15 protein-coding genes are annotated in these 19518 nt (G+C 75.0%); 13 read left to right on the forward strand and 2 right to left on the reverse strand.

Going from position 1 to position 19518, the window contains the following annotated elements; translation table 11 throughout:
- The first annotated feature begins 188 nt into the window (after positions 1 to 188).
- From ACF9IK_RS29180 to ACF9IK_RS29190, 3 genes are all read left to right on the forward strand, one after another.
- Positions 189 to 854 (forward strand): hypothetical protein, encoded by a 666-nt coding sequence (locus ACF9IK_RS29180; protein ID WP_395297056.1) that lies wholly within the window; start codon positions 189 to 191, stop codon positions 852 to 854.
- Positions 855 to 1074: 220 nt separating this feature from the next.
- Positions 1075 to 3576: an aminotransferase class I/II-fold pyridoxal phosphate-dependent enzyme gene (locus ACF9IK_RS29185; RefSeq protein ID WP_395297057.1), complete on the forward strand. Its 2502-nt coding sequence runs from the start codon at positions 1075 to 1077 to the stop codon at positions 3574 to 3576.
- Positions 3573 to 4697 carry a prephenate dehydrogenase gene (locus tag ACF9IK_RS29190; RefSeq protein WP_395297058.1) on the forward strand — a complete coding sequence of 375 codons (1125 nt, stop codon included), beginning with the start codon at positions 3573 to 3575 and terminating at the stop codon, positions 4695 to 4697. Before ACF9IK_RS29185 ends, ACF9IK_RS29190 begins: the two co-directional genes overlap by 4 nt.
- Positions 4698 to 4814: 117 nt before the next feature.
- Here ACF9IK_RS29190 and ACF9IK_RS29195 read toward each other — a convergent pair whose 3' ends face one another.
- Entirely contained in the window at positions 4815 to 5270 is a 456-nt protein-coding gene (locus ACF9IK_RS29195) for a YbaK/EbsC family protein (protein WP_395297059.1), read from the reverse strand.
- 360 nt (positions 5271 to 5630) lie between these two features.
- Between ACF9IK_RS29195 and ACF9IK_RS29200 the strand changes: the two genes are divergently transcribed.
- The 7 genes from ACF9IK_RS29200 to ACF9IK_RS29230 all read left to right on the forward strand — a co-directional run bounded on the left by ACF9IK_RS29200 (position 5631) and on the right by ACF9IK_RS29230 (position 11833).
- Positions 5631 to 6452 (forward strand): LuxR family transcriptional regulator, encoded by an 822-nt coding sequence (locus ACF9IK_RS29200; RefSeq protein ID WP_313762795.1) that lies wholly within the window; start codon positions 5631 to 5633, stop codon positions 6450 to 6452.
- 543 nt (positions 6453 to 6995) lie between these two features.
- Complete coding sequence (locus ACF9IK_RS29205) at positions 6996 to 7955, forward strand: ACP S-malonyltransferase (RefSeq protein WP_395297060.1); 960 nt, start codon at positions 6996 to 6998, stop codon at positions 7953 to 7955.
- Positions 7956 to 7977: 22 nt separating this feature from the next.
- Entirely contained in the window at positions 7978 to 8727 is a 750-nt protein-coding gene (locus tag ACF9IK_RS29210) for a thioesterase II family protein (protein ID WP_395297061.1), read from the forward strand.
- Position 8728: 1 nt separating this feature from the next.
- The gene (locus ACF9IK_RS29215) at positions 8729 to 9457 is read left to right on the forward strand and encodes an IclR family transcriptional regulator (protein ID WP_313762792.1); all 729 of its coding nucleotides are present in this window, start codon (positions 8729 to 8731) and stop codon (positions 9455 to 9457) included.
- 129 nt (positions 9458 to 9586) lie between these two features.
- Complete coding sequence (locus ACF9IK_RS29220) at positions 9587 to 10228, forward strand: DsbA family protein (protein ID WP_395297062.1); 642 nt, start codon at positions 9587 to 9589, stop codon at positions 10226 to 10228.
- A 99-nt stretch (positions 10229 to 10327) separates the two neighbouring features.
- Entirely contained in the window at positions 10328 to 10540 is a 213-nt protein-coding gene (locus tag ACF9IK_RS29225) for an MbtH family protein (protein WP_176190830.1), read from the forward strand.
- 252 nt (positions 10541 to 10792) lie between these two features.
- A complete protein-coding gene (locus tag ACF9IK_RS29230; protein WP_395297063.1) occupies positions 10793 to 11833 on the forward strand; it encodes a polyprenyl synthetase family protein in 1041 nt (346 codons plus the stop codon).
- A 77-nt stretch (positions 11834 to 11910) separates the two neighbouring features.
- On the opposite strand, the gene ACF9IK_RS29235 is transcribed toward ACF9IK_RS29230, so the two are convergent.
- The gene (locus ACF9IK_RS29235) at positions 11911 to 14061 is read right to left on the reverse strand and encodes an MMPL family transporter (RefSeq protein ID WP_395297064.1); all 2151 of its coding nucleotides are present in this window, start codon (positions 14059 to 14061) and stop codon (positions 11911 to 11913) included.
- 317 nt (positions 14062 to 14378) lie between these two features.
- Here ACF9IK_RS29235 and ACF9IK_RS29240 point away from each other — a divergent pair, with 317 nt between their 5' ends.
- The 3 genes from ACF9IK_RS29240 to ACF9IK_RS29250 all read left to right on the forward strand — a co-directional run bounded on the left by ACF9IK_RS29240 (position 14379) and on the right by ACF9IK_RS29250 (position 19400).
- Positions 14379 to 15947: an acyl-CoA carboxylase subunit beta gene (locus tag ACF9IK_RS29240; RefSeq protein ID WP_395298715.1), complete on the forward strand. Its 1569-nt coding sequence runs from the start codon at positions 14379 to 14381 to the stop codon at positions 15945 to 15947.
- Positions 15944 to 16177: an acyl-CoA carboxylase epsilon subunit gene (locus tag ACF9IK_RS29245; protein ID WP_395297065.1), complete on the forward strand. Its 234-nt coding sequence runs from the start codon at positions 15944 to 15946 to the stop codon at positions 16175 to 16177. The genes ACF9IK_RS29240 and ACF9IK_RS29245 overlap by 4 nt, the downstream gene beginning before the upstream one ends.
- A 121-nt stretch (positions 16178 to 16298) precedes the next feature.
- On the forward strand, positions 16299 to 19400 hold the full coding sequence (locus ACF9IK_RS29250; protein WP_395297066.1) for an AfsR/SARP family transcriptional regulator: 3102 nt from the start codon (positions 16299 to 16301) through the stop codon (positions 19398 to 19400).
- Positions 19401 to 19518 lie beyond the last annotated feature (118 nt).

The raw sequence follows: 19518 nt of genomic DNA on the forward strand, positions 1-19518 counted from the left end.
GCCCAGTCCTCCGCGGGGCGCAGCTCCGGCTCCCCCGTGCGGGTGAGCCGGTCCCTCCGCACGATGGACGCGAGCGGCCCGGCGGGCTGCCAGGCTTGATCACACGAAGGCATGAACTGCCCGTCGGGCCGGGGGAGTTCGGCCGATCCGCCCACCGGCCGGACGCACGTACCCCAGGGGGACTCCCGATGACCGCTCGCACCATTCTGAGCAAGCTGCACGGCCGGACGGCGGCCGGCGTGCCCCGCTGGGCGCTGTGGGCGGCCTACGCCGTTCCGCTGACCACCACGCCCTCCTGCATCTGGCGGATCGCCGGGGTGGCCGGCGGCGCACCGCTGCTGGAGCACCGCGCGGCGCCCCCGGAGGGACACGGCCCGGTGATCTTCGAGGGGCCGCAGTACGTGGTCGCGCTCAGCGTGCTCAGCGAGGTCCTGGCCTTCCTCAGCTTCGGGCTGATCGCCCGCTGGGGCGAGGTGTGGCCGCGCTGGGTCCCCGTGCTGCGCGGCCGCCGGGTGCCGATCAAGGCCGCGGTGGTCCCGGCCGGCATCGGCGCCACCCTCCTGCTGATCTTCCCGTACGGGCTGCTGATGTCCGCCCTCGGCCTGATGATCAACGGGAACCCCGACGGCACCGTGACGCACGGGTGGCAGACGGTGGTCTTCTGGGTCGCCTACGGCCCGCTGGCGGCCTGGGGGCCGCTGGTCGGCGCCCTGACGGTGCAGTACTACCGGCGCCGCCGCGCGACCGAGGCCGCTGCGGCCACCGCCGCCACCGAGGCCGCTGCGATCCCGGCGGGTACCCCCGCCGCCGCGCCGGCCGAGGCCTGGCGCGGTGAGGCGGCCGTGGCCCGCTGACGGCGGTCGCGACCGCCGGCCGGGCCCGCGTGGCGCCCTCGCGGGCCCGGCGCGGGCCCGGCGCGTGTCAGCAACCTGACGATCCGGGCCGCCGGGGCCGCTCCGCGGGCGATCGACCGCGTCCAATGGAGACCGGCTCTGCCCCCGTCGATTGGGAAAGCACGATGTTCGAACGCGACGTCACAACCGAAGGACACCCGGGCGCGAAGGCGGTCGCCGCATGAGCGCCGCCGACCCCCGCACCGCGCCGCGGCAGGCGCTGACCCTGGACGACTACGCGGCCCTGGCGCGCGAGGGGACGGACCCGGAGGTCTGGGACTTCCTCCAGGGCGGCGCCGGGGAGGAGCGGACGCTCTCCGAGAACCTCCTCGCCTTCGACCGGCGGCGGCTGCGCACCCGGGTGCTGACCGGGGTGGCCGAGGCCGACACCGCCGTCACGGTGCTCGGCCGCCGCTGGGCCGCCCCGGTGGGCGTGGCCCCGATGGCCTACCACACGCTGGTCCACCCCGGCGGCGAGACGGCCACCGTGCAGGCGGCCGGGGTGGCGGGCCTGCCGGTCGTGGTGAGCACCTTCGCCGGGCAGCCCTTCGACAAGCTGGCCGCCGCCGCGAACTCGCCGCTCTGGCTGCAGGTCTACTGCTTCCGCGACCGGTCGGTGACCCGCCGGCTGGTGGAACGGGCCGCCGAGGCGGGCTTCGAGGCGCTGGTCCTCACCGTGGACACGCCCCGGCTCGGCCGCCGGCTGCGCGACCTGCGCAACGGATTCCGGCTGCCGGAGGGCATCGTGCCCGCCAACCTGCCGCCGGGCGACTACTCCTCGCCCAGCGGGCACTCGCGCACCGAGCTGGACCCCGCACTGGACTGGTCGGTGGTCTCCTGGCTGAAGTCGCTCAGCCCGCTGCCGGTCCTGCTCAAGGGCGTCACCACCGGTGAGGACGCCGCCCGGGCGCTCGACGCCGGCGCGGACGGCCTCGTCGTCTCCAACCACGGCGGCCGCCAACTCGACGGCGCCCACGCCACCGTGGACGTCCTGGCGGAGGTCGCGGCCGCGACGGCCGGCCGCTGCCCGGTCCTGCTCGACGGCGGGGTGCGGCGCGGCACGGACGTGCTGACGGCGCTGGCGCTCGGCGCCGACGCCGTCCTGCTCGGCCGCCCGGTGCTGCACGGGCTGGCGGTGGCAGGGCAGGACGGCGTCGCCGACGTGTTCGACATCCTGGTCGGCGAGTTGGCGGACGCACTGCTGCTCACCGGCACGCCGTCGGCCGCGGCCGCGGGCCCCGCGCTGCTGCGCCCGGCCGGCGCCGGCCCCGCGCCGACCGCGGCGCCGGCGGCGGTTCCGGGCCGGCCGGCGGCGGATCCCGCCGCCCCGGTCGTGCTGCGCAAGGAGGAGCTGCACGCCAGCCTCGGCGACCCGGTGCTGGACACCATGAACTTCCTCAACGAGGTGACCACCCGCTACCCCGGGGCCGTCTCCTTCGCACCGGGCCGCCCCTACGAGGGCTTCTTCGACACCGAGCAGCTCTTCGGCCACGTCCGCCGCTACCTCGACCACCTGGCGGCCGAGGGCGACACCCCCGAGGCCGTCCGGACCAAGCTCTTCCAGTACGGCCCCACCGCCGGGCTGATCAACGGCCTGATCGCCGACTCGTTGCGTGCGGACGAGGGCATCGACGCCACCCCCGGCTCGATCGTGGTCACCGTGGGCTGCCAGGAGGCGATGTTCCTCACCCTGCGCGCGCTGTTCGCCGGCCCGCAGGACGTGCTCCTGGCCGCCAGCCCCTGCTACGTGGGGATCACCGGCGCCGCCGCCCTGCTGGGCATCCCGGTCACCCCCGTCGAGGAGGGGCCGGACGGGATCGGCACCGCGGCGGTCGAGGCGGCGGTCCTGGCCGAGCGGGCCAGGGGGCGGCGCCCGCGCGCGCTCTACCTGGTGCCCGACCACTCCAACCCGTCCGGAAACACCATGCCGCTACAGGCCCGGGAGGAGCTGCTCGCGCTGGCGGCGCGGCTCGACCTGCTGCTGATCGAGGACAACCCCTACCGCCTGATGAGCACCGGCACCCGGCTGCCCACGCTCAAGGCGCTCGACACCGGGCGCCGGGTGGTACACCTCGGCTCGTACTCCAAGACGGCCTTCCCCGGGGCGCGGATCGGCTTCGTGGTCGCGGACCAGACCGTCGAGGACGCACAGGGCGGCACCGGCCTGCTCGCCGACGAGCTGGCCCGGATCAAGAGCATGGTGACGGTCAACACCCCGCCGCTCAGCCAGGCGGCCGTGGCCGGCCTGCTGCTGGCCGCCGACGGGCGGCTCTCGGAGCTCAACGCCGGGCCCGCCGCGCACTACGGGGATGTCCTGGCGGCCGTGCTGGAGCAGCTGGAACGGCACTTCCCCGAGGAGCGGCGCCGCTCGCTCGGCCTCTCCTGGAACGTGCCGAGCGGCGGGTTCTTCCTCACCGTCAACGTGCCGTTCCCCGCCGACAACGCGGCCCTGCTGCGTTCCGCCGAGGAGTACGGCGTGATCTGGACCCCGATGTCGTACTTCTACCCGCAGGGAGGCGGCGAGCACGCCATGCGACTCTCCTTCAGCTACCTGACCCGCGCCGACGTCGAGGACGGTACGGCCCGGCTGGCCCGCTTCGTGGAGGCCGAGGCCCGGGCCCGGGCCTCGGCCCACGCCGAGGCCACGGCGGCCGCCGGCACGACCCGGGCGGCCGACCGATGAGGAGCGCCGCCGTCATCGGAACCGGGGCGATCGGCACCTCCATCGCGCTCGCGCTGGCCAGGCACGGCGTCACCGTGTACCTGGACGACGTGAACCGGACGGCCGCCCGGACCGCGGAGGCCATGGGCGCCGGCTCGCTGGCCGCCCCCGACGGGCCGGTCGACCTCGCCGTCCTCGCGGTGCCGCCCGCGCACATCGGCACCGTCCTCGCCCGGTCGCAGCGGGCCGGGCTGGCCCGCGCCTACACCGACGTCGCCAGCGTCAAGGCCCAGCCGCACGACGAGATCGACCGGGCCGGGGCCGACCCGGCCAGCTACATCGGCGGCCACCCGATGGCGGGCACCGAGCGCTCCGGGCCGCTGGCCGGCCGGGCCGACCTCTTCGAGGGCCGGCCGTGGGTGCTCACCCCCTCCCCGTGCACCGGGCAGGAGACGCTGAACCGCGCGCTGGAGCTGGCCTCGCTGTGCGGGGGCACGCCGGTGGTGATGGACGCGGCGGCGCACGACCGCGCCGTCGCCCTGGTCTCGCACGCCCCGCACCTGGTCTCCTCGCTGCTGGCGGCCCGGCTGGCGGGCGCGGGGGAGGAGAGCATCCGGATCTCGGGGCAGGGGCTGCGCGACGTCACCAGGATCGCGGCCGGCGACCCCGGTCTCTGGAACGAGATCCTGGACGCCAACGCCACCGCCGTCGCCGACGTCCTGGACGCCTACGCGGCCGACCTCGGCCGGGCGATCGGCGCGCTGCGGGCCCTGGGCGGTGCCGACGCCGTACGGCGCAGGGCGGCCGCGTCCACCCTGGACGGCCTGCTGCGCACCGGCAACGAGGGCCGGGCACGGGTCGCCCACAAGTCGGGAACGCCGCTCACCGACCTGACCGCCGTGCCGGTCCTGGTGCCGGACCAACCCGGCGCCCTGGCAAGGCTGTTCACCGCCGTGGGCGAGATCGGCGTGAACATCGAGGACGTCCGGATCGAGCACTCGATGGACTGCCCGCGCGGCCTGGTCGAGCTGCTGGTGCAGCAGAGGTCCGCGCCGGCGCTGTCGCGGTTGCTGGACGCGGGTGGCTGGGCGGTGGCGGAGAACGCCGTGGCGGAGCACGCGGTGATGGCGGCCGTCGGCTGACCCGGATGCGGCGGAGCTCCGGTGGCGCGGGATCGCCGCACTACCGGAGCTCCGCCGCGTCGCACTGGCCGGCTCGGCCTGCCCCGGCCGGGTCGCCGGGTCCGGTGGGCCGGACGGTCAGTGGCCGGCGGCCACCGGATCGCGCTGCGCGACCGGCTTGATCAGCGGTCGCGCGAGCGTGGCCCAGTCCGCCGGCGCCACGGCCAGCGAACGGTCGAGCCGGGCCGCGTTGAAGAAGATCTCTTCGTGTTCGAGCAGGCCGGGGTCGGCCAGTAGCCCGAGGTCGCGGTCGAAGGTGAACGGGACGATGGACCCGCTGCGGCACAGGGTGAGCCGCTCGGCGGTCTGCCGGTCGGCGAAGGCCGCTCGATCGCCGCCGAGGTGGTGGGCGACGGCTTCCAGGTCGACCCGGCGGTCACCGGGGACGACGACGACACTGTGCCGGGGCGGGCTCCCGGCGGTCCTGGTCCGGATTACGATGGACTTCGCGGCCTGCCGCAGCGCGTGCCCGCGCATCTCACTCGCCTCGGCGGTACGTCCTTCCGGCCGGTGGTGGATCAGACGGAACGGCACCCCGGTCTCCGACATCATTGTCAGGAGCCGGTGGAAAATGCCGTGTTCGGTCGGGTCCGTGAGCCGACTGCTATTCACGGAATTACCTCCCTCGAAAGGCTGGCTCGAACGTAGTGCCTGCCGGGGTCCGGGAATTCGGAATTGGCCAGTAGCTGTCATGACCGGAATCGGTCAGGTGTCCGGGCCCGCTCCGGCGGATCGCCACCGCGCGTGGGCGACCGTGCGCGGACCGTGGCCGATCCGGGGGTGCCGGCGCGGATCGGCGGGTCGGCCACGCAGCTTGCTGACAGGGCGGTAGGGCTGCCGTGCCGCCGCGCTGTTCGATGGCGATGGACGGAGTCGCATGTCATGGGGGAAACCATGAGGGAACTGTCGGCGGTGCCGGGACCGGCACCGCTCACCCGCCGCCGACCGGGGGACCAGGTCGAGCGCGGGCTCTTGGAGGTACAGGCACTGATCGAGGACGCCGTGGTGCGGCACCGGAACTTCGTGTCCCGGGGCGCCGTGGTGACCTCCGTGAAACCGGACGAGGCGGTGCTCTCGGCCGAGGCGGCCCGGCTGATCGGGCGGACCAGACGCGGTCTGGAGGTTGTCCTGGCCTCGGACGTGCCCCGGGCCAAGGGGATCTACCGGGCGCTCGGCGAGATGCTCGCCGCCTGCGGCGACGCCGTCACGGTGCGGCTGCTGTGCGTGCCGGAGACCCTGGACCGGGAGTTCGTCCGCACGCAGCTGGACGCGGGCCGCCAGTTGGAGGTGCGCACAGCCCAACTGCCCTGGATGGAAACGGTCCTGGTGGACAACCAGGTGGTGCTGGCCTGCGCGGACCTGGTCACCGGGAACCGCCAGGCGGCCGTGGTCCGGGACGTCTCGGTGATCCGCACCCTGCACAACCTGTTCGCCGGCGTCTGGCGGCGGGCGATTCCGGTGGAGCAGCAGCTCGACTTCGGCGGCTGGGCCCGGGCGGAGTTCGCCCGGCGGATCCTCGACCGGCTGAACGCCGGGGTGACGGACGAGGTGGCCGCGCGGGAGCTCTCGGTGTCGGTCCGAACCTACCGGCGCTACGTCGCCGAGATCATGGAAATGCTCGGCGCGAACTCCCGGTTCCAGGCCGGCGCGCGGGCCGCCGAGCTCGGGCTGCTGCCCCTCGGCCCGGCCTCCCGACCGGCCCGGCGCACCGCCTGACCTGCGCCGTCGCCCGCCGCGCCGGCCGCCGGACGCGCCGGTGGCAGCTTCCTGAAGCGGGCGTTGCCGCCGGCTCCGGGGGGCGGATAGAAATGGCGGCGGAAGGCCGGGGGCCACCTCGACCGGCCGGTTCGCGGCCGTACCACCACGGGCCGCGGACGGGTCTGCGCGGCGGCCGGAGCCCGGTCCGGAGGGGCGGACCCGAGGGGCGGCCCGGCGGAGCGCCCGACCGGGCTCCGGCGGGCGGCACGACCGCACCGCGGCCGCAGCACCACCGCGACCGCGGCGGCGGCGGAGGGGCACCGCGTGCCCCGGCCCGCCGCCGACCGGGACCGGCCCGCACGGGCCGCGTCCGCAGCACCACAGAGCCTCCGGCAGCCACCTCCCCGGGCGGGCTGCCGGAGCCGCCGTCAGACACGGCCCGTCCCGGTGGGAGACGGGCCGGGCGGCGGCACTCGGCGGAGCCGGGGCCGTTCCCCCGGCGGGTCCGGCTCCGCCGCGAAGCCCCGGGACGCCGGTGACCCACCGACCGAAGGTGCATCCATGACCCCCGAACCGATCGCGCTGCTGTTCCCCGGGCAGGGGACCCAGAAGCAGGGCATGGGCGAGCCCTGGCAGGAGACCGGCGCCTGGGCCGTCGTCGAGACGGTCTCCGAGCAGTCCGGCCAGGACGTCGCCGAACTGCTCCTGCACGCCGACGCCGAACGGCTGCGCCGGACCGACCTGGCGCAGCTGGCCGTCTTCACCGTCGCCGTCATGGCGTTCGAGGAGGCGGACCGCGCCGGCCTGACGGCCGGTGCGTCGGTGGCCGCCTGTGCCGGCCACAGCCTGGGCGAGTACGCCGCGCTGGTGGCCGCCGGGGCGCTCGGCCTGGCGGACGCCGCCGGGCTGGTCGCGGTCCGCGGCCGCGCCATGCGGGAGGCCGCCGAACTGTCCGACGGCACCATGGGGGTGCTCGTCGGTGCGCCGCTGCCGGCGGTCGAGACGCTGGTCGAGGACGCCCGGCAGGCCGGCCACCGGGTCTGGGTGGCCAATGTGAACGCACCCGGCCAGGTGGTGCTCTCGGGCTCCGCCGACGGGGTGGCGGCGGCCGCCGCCGAGGCGCCGGGGATCGGCGCCAAGCTGATCAGCGTCCCGGTCGGCGGGGCCTTCCACAGCCCGTACATGGCGCCCGCGGCCGGACGGCTGCGCGCGGCCCTCACGGGCGTCGGGTTCGCCCCGGTGCACACGCCGGTGGTCGCCAACGTGGACGCCCGCCCGCACGCCTCGGGAGACGACTGGCCGGACCTGATGGGCCGCCAGCTGGTCTCCCCGGTGCTCTGGGAGGCGGGGGTCCGGACGCTGGTGGGCCCGCTGGGCTGCCGCCGGCTGATCGAGCTGGGCCCGGGCCGGACCCTGGCCGGGATGGTCCGCCGCATCACACCGGAGACCGAAGTGCTCTCCGTCGACAGCCCGGAGGCCCTCGCGGCGGCCGCTCCGGCCCTGCAGGCCGCCCGGGGTTGACGGACCGAGAGGAGAGGGAGAGATGATCGAGAGCGCGGTCGACAGCCGCTGGTTCCGGCGCTACCCGCCGCCGGACGGGGACGTGGCCAGGCGGTTGGTCTGCCTGCCCCACGCGGGTGGCGCCGCCAGTGCCTTCCACGGCTGGGCGGACCACTTCGCGTCCGGGGTCGAGGTGCTGGCCACCCGCTACCCCGGCCGGCAGGAGCGGATCGCCGAGGAGTGCATCACCGGGATGCCGGAGCTCGCCGACGCGGTCACCGAGGCGCTGCTGCCCCTCCTGGACGTGCCGGTCCACCTGTTCGGCCACAGCATGGGCGCCTCGCTCGGCTACGAGGTCGCGCTCAGGCTGGAGCGGGACCACGGTGTCCGGCTCGCCGGTCTGTTCGTCTCGGCCCGCAAGGCCCCGCACCGGGTGAACCCCGAGCCCACCTACCTCGGCGGGGACGAGGCCCTGATCCAGGAGGTCCTCGGCCTCGGCGGCACCGAGGCGCAGCTGATCCGGGACCCGGACCTGTTCGAGCTGGTGATGCCCGCGCTGCGGGCCGACTTCCGGATCGTCGGCACCTACCGCGCGCAGCCCGGCCACCCGGTGCACTGCCCGGTGGTCGGCTACGTCGGCGACCGGGACGGCGGGATCGGCCCGGTCGACATGGCGGCCTGGGCGGACGTCGCCGCCGCCTCCTTCGACCTGACCGTCTTCCCCGGCGACCACTTCTACCTGCTGGGCGAGCGGGACGCGCTACTGCGCGACCTGGCCGCCCGGCTCGTCTGACGTGACCGGCACCGCGACCGGGCGGCCGAGCAGCGGCGTCGGCGTCCTGGACAAGACCTCGCTGCTGCTCGGCGTCCTGGCCGGCGGACCGGCCTCGCTGCGGACGCTGAGCGACGTCACCGGGCTCTCCCGGGCCACCGTGCACCGGCTGGCGCTGGCCCTGGAGAGCATCCGGCTGCTGACCAGGGACGCCCAGGGGCGCTTCCTGATCGGCCCGCGGATCGGCGAGCTGGCCGACGAGGCCGGGCGCGACCGGCTGCTCCAGGGCGCCGACGCCGTGCTGGCCGACCTGCGGGTCCGGACCGGGGCGAGCGCCCGCCTCTACCGGCGCCAGGGGGACCTGCGGATCTGCGTGGCCACCGCCGAGGGGCCGGGCACCGGGCGGCAGGCCCGCTCGGCGCTCGGCGTGGCGCTGCCGATGAAGGCCGGTGCGGGCGCGCAGGCCCTGCTCGCCTGGGAGGACCCGGACGAACTCGGCCGGGCCATGCGCGGCGCCGGGTTCGGTGCGGTCACCCTGACCAACGTGCGCCGGCAGGGCTGGGCGCAGAGCCTGGGCGCCGGCGAGCTGGGCTTCGCCGCGGTCGCCGTGCCGGTGCGCGGCGCGGCCGGCCGGGTGGTCGCGGCGCTGGTGCTGGACGGGCCGGTGACCCTGCTCTCGCGGGCCCCCGGCCGACTGCACGGCGGCCTGCTGATCGACGCGGCGGCCCGGCTCGGCGCCGGGCTGACCTGAGCCCGGCCGACCGGCCGTGCGGGAATTCCCGGGAGTCCTGGCAGTTAGTTGCCGTACGGCTTGTCCGGCCCTCCGGGGCCTCGATAGAAATCAGTTCGGCAATTCCTCGCGAATTCCTTGGAGGCGGTGATGGCGAGAAAGCCACCGCGGTGGTACTTCTCCTTCGGCAGCGCGTATTCCTGGATGGCCTACCGGGATCTGGTCACGCGCTACCCCGATGTCGCGGAGGCGATCGACTGGCTGCCGTTCTGGGAGCCGGACGACGCCCACCACGACCACCTGGAGGCCACCGGCGTCCAGCTGCCCTACGTGGCGATGTCCCGGGAGAAGTACCTCTACGTCCTGCAGGACGTCCGCCGGCTGGCCCGGGAGCGGGAGCTGCGCATGGTCTGGCCGGTGGACCGCGAGCCCCGCTGGGAGGTCTCGCACCTGGCCTACCTGGTGGCCGAGGAGCACGGTCACGGGCGGCAGTTCATCGACGCGGCCTACCGGGCCCGGTGGGAGGAGGGGATGGACATCTCCGACCCCGAGGTGGTGGGCGGCCTCGGCGCCGGTCTCGGCCTCGACCCCGGGCTGCTGGGCGGTGCCTGGCAGGACCCGGAGGTGCGAAGCCGCGGCCTGAAGGCGCTCAACGCCCCTTACCGGGACGGTGTCTTCGGGGTGCCGTACTTCATCGACGGCTTCCAGCGGTTCTGGGGCGTCGACCGGCTGCCGGGCTTCGTCTCCGCGGTGCGCCACCGCATGGCGGCCGCCACCGCGGGCGCGCACTGACCGCACCGAAGGCCGCTCCACCCCGGTGAACCCATGGTTTTGACGACAGTTCAACAGGACGACGTTCCATCCCCAACCATCCGACAGGAGCCCCGCATCATGGCGACCAACCCGTTCGAGGACGACAGCGCCTCCTACTACGTCCTCGTCAACGAGGAGAACCAGCACTCACTCTGGCCGGCCTTCGCCGAGGTGCCGGCCGGCTGGACCGTCGTGCACGGCCAGGAGAGCCGCGAGTCCTGCCTCGAGTACGTGAACACCCACTGGACGGACATGCGTCCGAAGAGCCTGGTGGAGGCGATGGGCGCCTGACCGCCCGCCACCCCCCGGCACCGAGCACCGCCCCAGCCGCCGGCCGTCGTCGACGCCCCCGCACGGCCACCCGCGGTACCACGGCCGCCGGGCCCCGGTCCGTCCCCACACGGACCGCGGTCCGGCGGCCGTTCTCGTCGGCGCTCCGTTGACAGCTTGTTGCCACCCTGCCGGTGAGACGGCCCGATCCGGGTGGCAGGACTCCTAGGGTCGGGTTCGAACGACCGTGCTGACGCTCCGCCTGGAGGAACCATGACCACGCTGACCGCCGAGCCACGGCCGGACTCCCTCGTGAGCCGCCTGGATCTCGCCGACCCAAAGCTCACCGCCCGGCTCCGCCTCGGCCTGGCCGCCGCCGAGTCACGGCTGCGCGAGACGGCGTCCGACGTCCCCAGTGCGCTGGTCGCCGAGTGGTCCCGGTACCTGATCGAGGCCGGCGGCAAGCGGTTGCGGCCGCTGTTGGTGCTGCTCGCGGCCGAGTTCGGCACCGAGGCGCGCGGGACGGCGGCCGGCCGGATACCGGCCGCGGCCGCCCTGGTCGAGCTGGTGCACGTCGCCTCCCTGCACCACGACGACGTGATGGACGGCGCCCGCAGCCGGCACGGCGTCCCGAGCGCCCCGGCCCGCTGGGGCAACCGGACGGCCGTCCTGCTCGGGGACCGGCTGCTGGTCAAGGCCGGGCAGCTCGCCGCAGACCTCGGCGAAGGCGCGATCCGGCTGCAGGGCGAGGCCGCCGAACGCCTGGTCCGCGGGCAGCTGCGGGAGTTGACCGGACCTGAGGCGGGGGAGTCCCCGATCACCCACCACTTCGCGGTGATCGCCGACAAGACCGCCTCGCTGCTGTCCCTCGCGGTGCGCCTGGGCGCCGAGGTGGCGGGCGCGCCCGAACCGGCCGTCCGGGCACTGGCGGAGTACGGCGAGCAGCTCGGCATCGTCTTCCAGCTCTCCGACGACCTGCTCGACTTCGCCTCCGAGCCGCAGGACTCCGGCAAGGACGCCGCGCTCGACCTCGCGGTCGGTGTGCGGACCCTGCCGGTGCTGCTCGCGCTCAGCGAGGACAGGCCGCGCGCCGCCGAGCTGCGCGTCCTGCTGGAGGCCGGACCGCTCGCCGCCGACCGCGACCGGCGGCGCGCGGCCGAGCTGATGCGCAACTCCAGCGCCGAGGCGCGCGCCCGGGAGCTGCTGCACGCCTGCGCGACGGATGCCCGGGACGCCCTGGCCGCCCTGCCGGACGTCCCGGCCCGCGCGGCCCTGGCCGCCCTGGTCGGCCTGGTCGAGCACCGCAGCGCCTGACGCTCCCCGAACCGAACGCGGGAAACGGCGAAGGGGGCCACCGGTGAGGTGGCCCCCTTCGCCGTACCCGTGCGGGCTCAGCCCGTGGTGCGGCCGCTGCCGACCAGGACGGGCTCCTCGCCGGCCGAGGCGGGCTCCTGCTGCGCCAGCCCCGGCCACCAGGCGCGGCGGCCCAGCAGCGTGGTGGTGGCGGGGACGAGGAAGAGCGCCATCACGAAGGCGGTCAGCAGGATGCCGAACGCCACGGCGAAGCCCATCTGCTGGAGCATCGAGTTGTCGGCGAGCATCAGCACGCCGAAGGTGCCGGCCAGGATGACGGCCGCCGCGCCCATGGTCGGGGCCGACCGGGCGACGGCGTGCCTGATCGCCGCCCGCGGGTCACTACCGCCGCGGATCTCCTCGCGGAGCCGGGCGACCATCAGGATGTTGTAGTCGGTGCCGATGGCCACCACGAAGAGGTAGACCAGCACCGGCAGGCTGAACAGCACGCCGTCGTTGCCCTTGATGCCCTGGAACAGCCAGACCGTCGCGCCGAGCGTGCCGGCGAAGCCGAGGCCGACCGAGAGCATCAGGAACCAGGGAGCGACCACGCTACGCAGCAGCAGGCCGAGGATCAGCATGATGGCGAGCCCGGCGACCGGGAAGACCACGGTGTAGTCGCGCTCGACGGCGGTGCGGATGTCGGCCATCACGGCGGTGGTGCCGCCGACCAGGGCCCGGCTGCCGGCCGGGGCGGCGGCGTGCGCCTGGTCCCGGAGCGTTCCGTCGACCAGGTCGATCGCCTTGTCCTCCATCGGCCGGTACTTCAGCGAGACGCTGTACTGGACGACCGAGCCGTCGGTGTTCGGTGCCGCGGGCGCGACCTGGGCGACGCCCTCGATACCGGCGAGCTTGTCGCGGTAGGCGGCCAGCTGGTCCTCGGGCAGCCTGCCGCCGGAGGTGTTCTCCAGGAAGACCAGGGTCGGCTCGGCCCGGCCGGCCGAGAAGCCGGCCTGCAAGTCGTCCATGGCCTGGACCGACTCCAGGTTCTTCGGCATCGACCCGCCGGTGTCGAAGTCGGCCTTGAAACCGAGGGCGCCGAGCGCGAGGACCACGAGCAGGCCGCCGGAGACGCCGGCCACCAGACCCGGCCGACGGGCCGTCAGGCCGCCGACCCGCTGGGCGAGGGCGTTCTTCGGTTCACGCTTCCAGGCCTTCGACGGCCAGAAGGCGGCCCGGCCGAGCAGCGCGAACACCGCCGGCACCAGGGTGACGCCGGCCACCAGGCTGACCGCGACGGCGATCGCGAGGGCGGGGCCCATGGCGCGCAGCATGCCCATGGTGGAGAGGGTGAGCGCCAGGAAGGCCACCACCACGGCGCCGGCCGCGGAGGCGATGGTCTCGCCGACGCGGGCGACGGCCTCGGCCATCGCGGGCCGCGGCTCCAGCCCGGCGCGCAGGAACTCGCGGTAGCGGAAGAGCAGGAAGAGCAGGTAGTCGGTGCCGACACCGAACAGCACCACGATCAGCATGGTGGAGACCGAGGCGTCGGCGGTGAGCCCGAAGACCTCGCTGGCGGTGGAGATCAGGCCGATGGCGGTCAGGTAGACCAGGGCGATCACGATCACCGGCAGCAGGGCGATGAGCGGGCTGCGGAAGATGACGCCCAGCAGGACGACGATCAGCAGCAGGGTGGCCATCATGATCATGCCGTCGGTGTTGCTGCCGGACTCCTGGGCGTCCAGTGCGCTGGCCGCCGCCCCGGTCACGCCGAGCTTGAGGCCGGTGGCGCTCAGCAGCTCCTTGGCGTCAGCCCGCAGCTGCTTGACGTCGTCGGTGACGGCCGGCTCGTAGACGTTCTTGGTGTCGGCGTAGATCTGCGCGAGCGCGATCCGGCCGTCGGGGGAGACGCTGCCCGGGTCGGCCTGGACCTTGTTGAGGTGGGGGTACTGCTTGGCCTGGAGGCCGGCGGCCACCTTCTGCACGTCGGCCTTGTCGCCGTCGGTCAGCGCACCGCCGTCCGTGCGCTGGAACACGCCGAGCGCGGCGGGCTGGTCCTGTCCCGGGAAGGCGCGCTTCTCCAGGTCGGCCACCTGGACGGACTCGTAGTGCGAGGGCAGGAACTCGGCCTGGTCGGTGGTCGATTCCAGCTTGGGCGAGAGGACGGTCAGGGCGACCGCCGCGACCAGCCAGGCGATGACGACCAGCCACGGGCGGCGGACGACGAACCGTCCGATCCGTGTGAACATGACACTCCTTGGCGTCCGGCGGGGTCCGGCGGCCCCGCCCGGGACGGGCCCGCGGGGACGGTTCGGACTGGCGGGTGGTGTGCGATCGAAATGTCGCGATCGCAGTGCGTGGGGATGCAGCATCGCACCGTCACCCGATCGCGCACCTGCGCCGTGGCAGCTTGTGGCCACTCCGGGCGGCGCGGGGGCGCGGAGCGGGTCGGCCGGTTCAGCTTGCGGACCGGCGCCGGGTGAACCGTGGCGCGCCGCCACGGGCGCTGCCTACCGTCGGGGAACCGTCGAGGAGCAGAAGGAGGGGATGGCCGGTGCCGGACACCATGACGACCGCGGCCGCCGCATCCACCATGCGTGACCGGGTCGAGGAGCTGCGGAGCCTGCGGGCCGGGATTCGCGCGGGAGACCCGAGGGCCACCGGGGCCCAGCGCGGAAAGGGCAAGCTGACCGTCCGTGAGCGGCTCGACCTGCTCTTCGACGAGGGTTCGTTCCGCGAGGTGGAGCCGCTGCGCCGGCACCGCGCCACCGGCTTCGGCCTGGAGGCGAAGAAGCCGCACACCGACGGCGTGGTCGTCGGCTGGGGCACGGTGCACGGCCGTACGGTCTTCACCTACGCCCATGACTTCCGGATCTTCGGCGGTGCGCTGGGCGAGGCCCACGCGCAGAAGATCCACAAGATCATGGACATGGCCATCGCGGCCGGTGCGCCGCTGGTGTCGCTGAACGACGGCGCCGGCGCCCGCATCCAGGAGGGCGTCACCGCCCTGGCCGGCTACGGCGGCATCTTCCAGCGCAACACCCGGGCCTCCGGCGTCATCCCGCAGATCTCGGTGATGCTCGGCCCGTGCGCCGGCGGCGCCGCGTACTCGCCGGCCCTGACCGACTTCGTCTTCATGGTCCGCGAGACCTCGCAGATGTTCATCACCGGCCCGGACGTGGTCCAGGCCGTGACCGGCGAGAAGATCAGCCAGAACGGCCTCGGCGGCGCCGACGTCCACTCCGGGGTCTCCGGCGTCTCGCACTTCGCCTACGACGACGAGCAGTCCTGCATCGAGGACGTGCGCTACCTCCTCTCGCTGCTGCCGCAGAACAACCGCGAGGCCCCGCCGGCCGTCGTCAACGACGACCCGGTGGACCGCCGCAACGACACGCTGCTCGACCTGGTGCCGGTCGACGGCAACCGCCCGTACGACATGCGCAAGGTGATCGAGGAGATCGTCGACCACGGCGAGTACCTGGAGGTCCACGAGCACTGGGCGGCCAGCGTGCTCTGCGTGCTGGCCCGGCTCGGCGGCCGGCTGGTGGGCGTGGTGGCCAGTCAGCCGCAGTCGCTGGCCGGCGTGCTCGACATCCACGCCTCCGAGAAGGCCGCGCGCTTCGTCCAGATGTGCGACGCCTTCAACATCCCGCTGGTCACCATGCTCGACGTCCCCGGCTTCCTGCCCGGGGTGGACCAGGAGCACGGCGGCATCATCCGGCACGGCGCCAAGCTGCTGTACGCGTACTGCAACGCCACCGTGCCCCGGGTGCAGTTGATCCTGCGCAAGGCCTACGGCGGCGCGTACATCGTGATGGACTCCCGCTCGATCGGCGCGGACCTCTCGTTCGCCTGGCCGACCAACGAGATCGCCGTCATGGGCGCCGAGGGCGCCGCCAACGTCGTCTTCCGCCGGGAGATCGCCGCCTCCGACACGCCGGACGCCACGCGCGCCCAGCTGGTCAAGGAGTACACCGCCGAGCTGATGCACCCGTACTACGCGGCCGAGCGCGGCCTGGTGGACGACGTCATCGACCCGGCCGAGACCCGGGCCACCCTGATCGCGGCGCTCGACATGCTGGCGACCAAGCACGCGCTGCTGCCGGCCCGCAAGCACGGGAACCCGCCGCAGTGAGCGCCACCCACGCCCCCGCCGGGCCCGGCCCGTGCAGTCCCGGCCCGTGCGGGCCGCTGCTGCGGGTGCTCCGTGGCCGGCCCACCGGTGACGAACTGGCCGCCCTCACCGCGGTGCTGGCCGCGGTGCTGGCACCGGCCGCCCGCAGGGCGCCGACCGGGCCGCCGGACCGGCCGGCACCGCCGGTGCGCTGGGAACGTGCCGAGCCGCGGCCGGTGCGCCGATCGTGACACGTTCCTGCAGGTCCGCTTGTCGCTGCCGAGAAGCGGCTGGTAAGAACGACCAATCTTGGAAGATCAACAACGGATGCGGCCGGCTCACCACACGGCTGCGGCCGAGGGGAGGCGGCTGATGCTCCAGGTGGTTTTCAGGATCCTCGGCCCCCTGGACGTCCAGGTGGACGGCCGACCGGTCCCGCTCTCCGGAGCCCGGCAGCGCACCATCCTCGCCATGCTGCTGCTCTCCGCCAACCACGTCGTCTCGGTCGACGCCCTCGCCGAGGCCGTCTGGCACGGCTCGCCGCCGACCACGTTCGTGAACCAGATCGCCATCTGCGTCTCCGGGCTGCGCAAGGCCTTCAAGGCGGCGGTCGGAGCGGACGACCTGATCGTCACCTCCCACCCCGGCTACCTGCTCGCCACCGGCGCCCACCGCATCGACGCGGCCGAGTTCGAGGAACTCGTGGCCGAGGCCCGTGATGCGCGGCAGCGCGGGCGCACCGCGGCGGCGGCCGGGCTGCTGGAGCAGGCACTCGGCCTCTGGCGCGGCCGTGCGCTCGAAGGCGTGGCCGCCGGGCGGGTGGCGGCCGAGGCGGCCCGGCTCGACGAGCAGCGCCTCGCCGTCCACGAGGAGTTCACCGCCCTCCGGCTCGACCTCGGCCGGCACCGCGAACTCATCGGCGAGCTGACCTCGTTCCTCGCCGAGCACGGACTGCGCGAACAGGCCCGGGCCCAGCTGATGCTCGCCCAGTACCGGTCCGGTCTGCGGGCCGAGGCACTGGAGACCTACCGGGAGGCCCGCCGGCTCTTCGCCGAGGAGCTCGGCATCGAGCCCGGCCCCCGGCTGCGGCAGCTGCACGACGCGGTGCTCGCCGACGAGGCCTGGCTGGCCGCGCCGCCGGCCGGCGGCCCCGCCACCCCGTACCCCGGTCAGCCGTACGCCGGTGAGCCGTACCCCGGCGATCCACACGCGGGCGATCCGCAGCCCGGAGCCGGGGCCGCCGCCTCCGCGGAGCCGGATGCGGAACGGCAGGGATTCCGTTTCGCTTTCGAGCCCGTTTCACAGCGCCGCGCTCTCACCCGGCCGGCCGGCCCGGCGGCAGAGCACCGGCCTGCCCGGACCTCGCCGCCGCCTGCCCGGACCCGGGCGGCGGACCGGGACCGCGGCGCCCGGGCCGACGAGGTGCCGCCCGCCCGGTCCCCGCAGTTCCTCCCACCGGCCACGGCCGCGTTGGAGTTCCGCCTGCTCGGCCCGGTGGAGGCGACCGCCGGGGGGCGGGAGATCCCGTTGGACGGCGCCAAGCAGCGCTCGGTCCTGGCCGCCCTGCTGCTGGCCGACGGCCGGCTGCTCCCCGACGACCGGCTCTCCACCCTGATCTGGGGCTGGGACCCGCCGGCCACCTGGACCGCCCAACTGCACACCTACGCCTCCCGGTTGCGCGGGCGGCTCGGCCCGCTCGTCGATCTGGTCCGGCGGGGCCCGGGCTACCGGCTGGACATCGGGCCGGCCCGGCTGGACCTGCGCGAGTTCCGGCGCGATGCCGACCTCGGCCACCGCGCCCTGGAGAACGGCGCCTACGCCCGCGCGGCCGAACTGCTCTCCGCCGCGCTCGGGCAGTGGCGGGGCGAACCGCTCACCGGCGTCACCCCGCAGCTTGCCGAGAAGGAGCTGCCGGCACTGGAGGAGAGCCGGCTCGCCGTGCTGGAGGACCGCATCGAGGCGGAGCTCGCCCTCGGCGGCCACCGGGCGGCCGTGCCCGAACTGCTCCGCCTGGTCGCCGAACACCCCACCCGGGAGCGGCTGCGCGGGCAGCTGATGATCGGCCTGTACCGCTGTGACCGGCAGGGCGACGCGCTGGAGGTGTACGAGGCCGGCCGGCGGCTGCTCGCCGAGGACCTGGGCGTGGACCCGGGACCGGCGCTGCGCCGGCTCCACCACCAGGTGCTCACCGGGGACCTCAGCCACCCCGGGGTGCCCGACCGGCCGGTCGCGGTGCTGACGCTGGCCGCCCGGCCCGATGCCGAGCCACCCGGCACCACCCGCCCGATCGTCGCCGCACCGCCCGGTGGGGAGGAGCGCGGCGGACTGGTCCCGGCGATGCTGCCGCCCGCCACCGCCGACTTCATCGGCCGGGAGCGCCACCTCACGGCCCTGGCGGCCGCCCTGCGCGGCGTCCGGGTCGACGGCCCGGCGACCGGGGCCGCCGTCGAGGACCCGGCGGCCCCGGTCGGCCCGGTGGTGCTGACCGGCGGGGCCGGGACCGGCAAGTCCGCGCTCGCCGTGCACGCCGCACACTTGGTCCGGGACGACTTCCCGGACGGGCACCTCTACGCGGACCTGAGTACCCCCGACGGCACCCCGCGCGACCCCGGCGCGGTGCTCGGCGGCTTCCTGCGCGCCCTCGGCGCCGACCGGCCCGAGCTGCCCGACGCCCTGGACGAGCTGGTCCGGCTCTACCGCAGCCGGCTCGCCGGCCGGCACGTCCTGGTGGTGCTGGACAACGCCGCCGACGACCGCCAGGTCCGCCCGCTGCTCACCGCGGAGAGCCGCAGCCGGACCCTGGTCACCAGCCGGGCCGCGCTCGGCGTGCTGGAGGGCGCCCGGCGGTTCCAGGTCGGTCCGCTGGACTTCCCCGGCGCCTACCAGCTGCTTGCCGCGGCCGGTCGCGAGCGGGTGTCCGCCGACCCGGCCGCGACCGCGCGGATCGTCGAGCTGTGCGAGCGCCTGCCGCTCGCCCTGCGGGTCTGTGCCGCCCGGCTGGCCGCCCATCCGCACTGGTCACCGGCCCGGCTCGCCGACCGGCTCACCCCGGCCGAGCACCGGCTGGACGAGTTGCGCCTGGACGACCTCGACGTCCGGGCCCGGCTGGGTTCCGGTCTGCCCGGTCTCGACCCCGTCGCCCGGGGCGCCCTGGGAGTGCTCGCCCGGGCGGACGCCGACAGCTGGACCCCCGCCGATGCCGCCGCCCTGCTCGGCTCGTCCGAGCGGGACGCCGAGGAGGTCCTCGAGTCGCTGACCGGGGCCCGGCTGCTCACCGCCGCCGAGGACCGGTCAGAGCTGCGGTACCGGTTCGCCCCGCTGGTGCGCCTCGTCGCCCTGGAGGAGTGCCGGACGGCCCGGCCTCCCCCTGCGGGCCGGCACGCCAGGGCGTGCCGCCCTACCCGCAGCCACCGGCGTGGCCGACGTCCAGACTGCGGGTCGGCAGCGCCACGGCCAGCAGGTCCGGCTCGCTGAGCAGCAGTTCGAGGTCGAGGTACTGCGGCCACTGCCGTTCTTCGACAGCGGTGTCGGTGCTGGTGGTCTCCATCGTCGCCTCCGGACTCCGTGCTTCTCGGTGGAGAGAGCATGGGTC

The sequence above is a fragment of the Kitasatospora hibisci genome (assembly GCF_043950205.1).
GTDB classification, from domain to species: Bacteria; Actinomycetota; Actinomycetes; order Streptomycetales; family Streptomycetaceae; genus Kitasatospora; species Kitasatospora hibisci.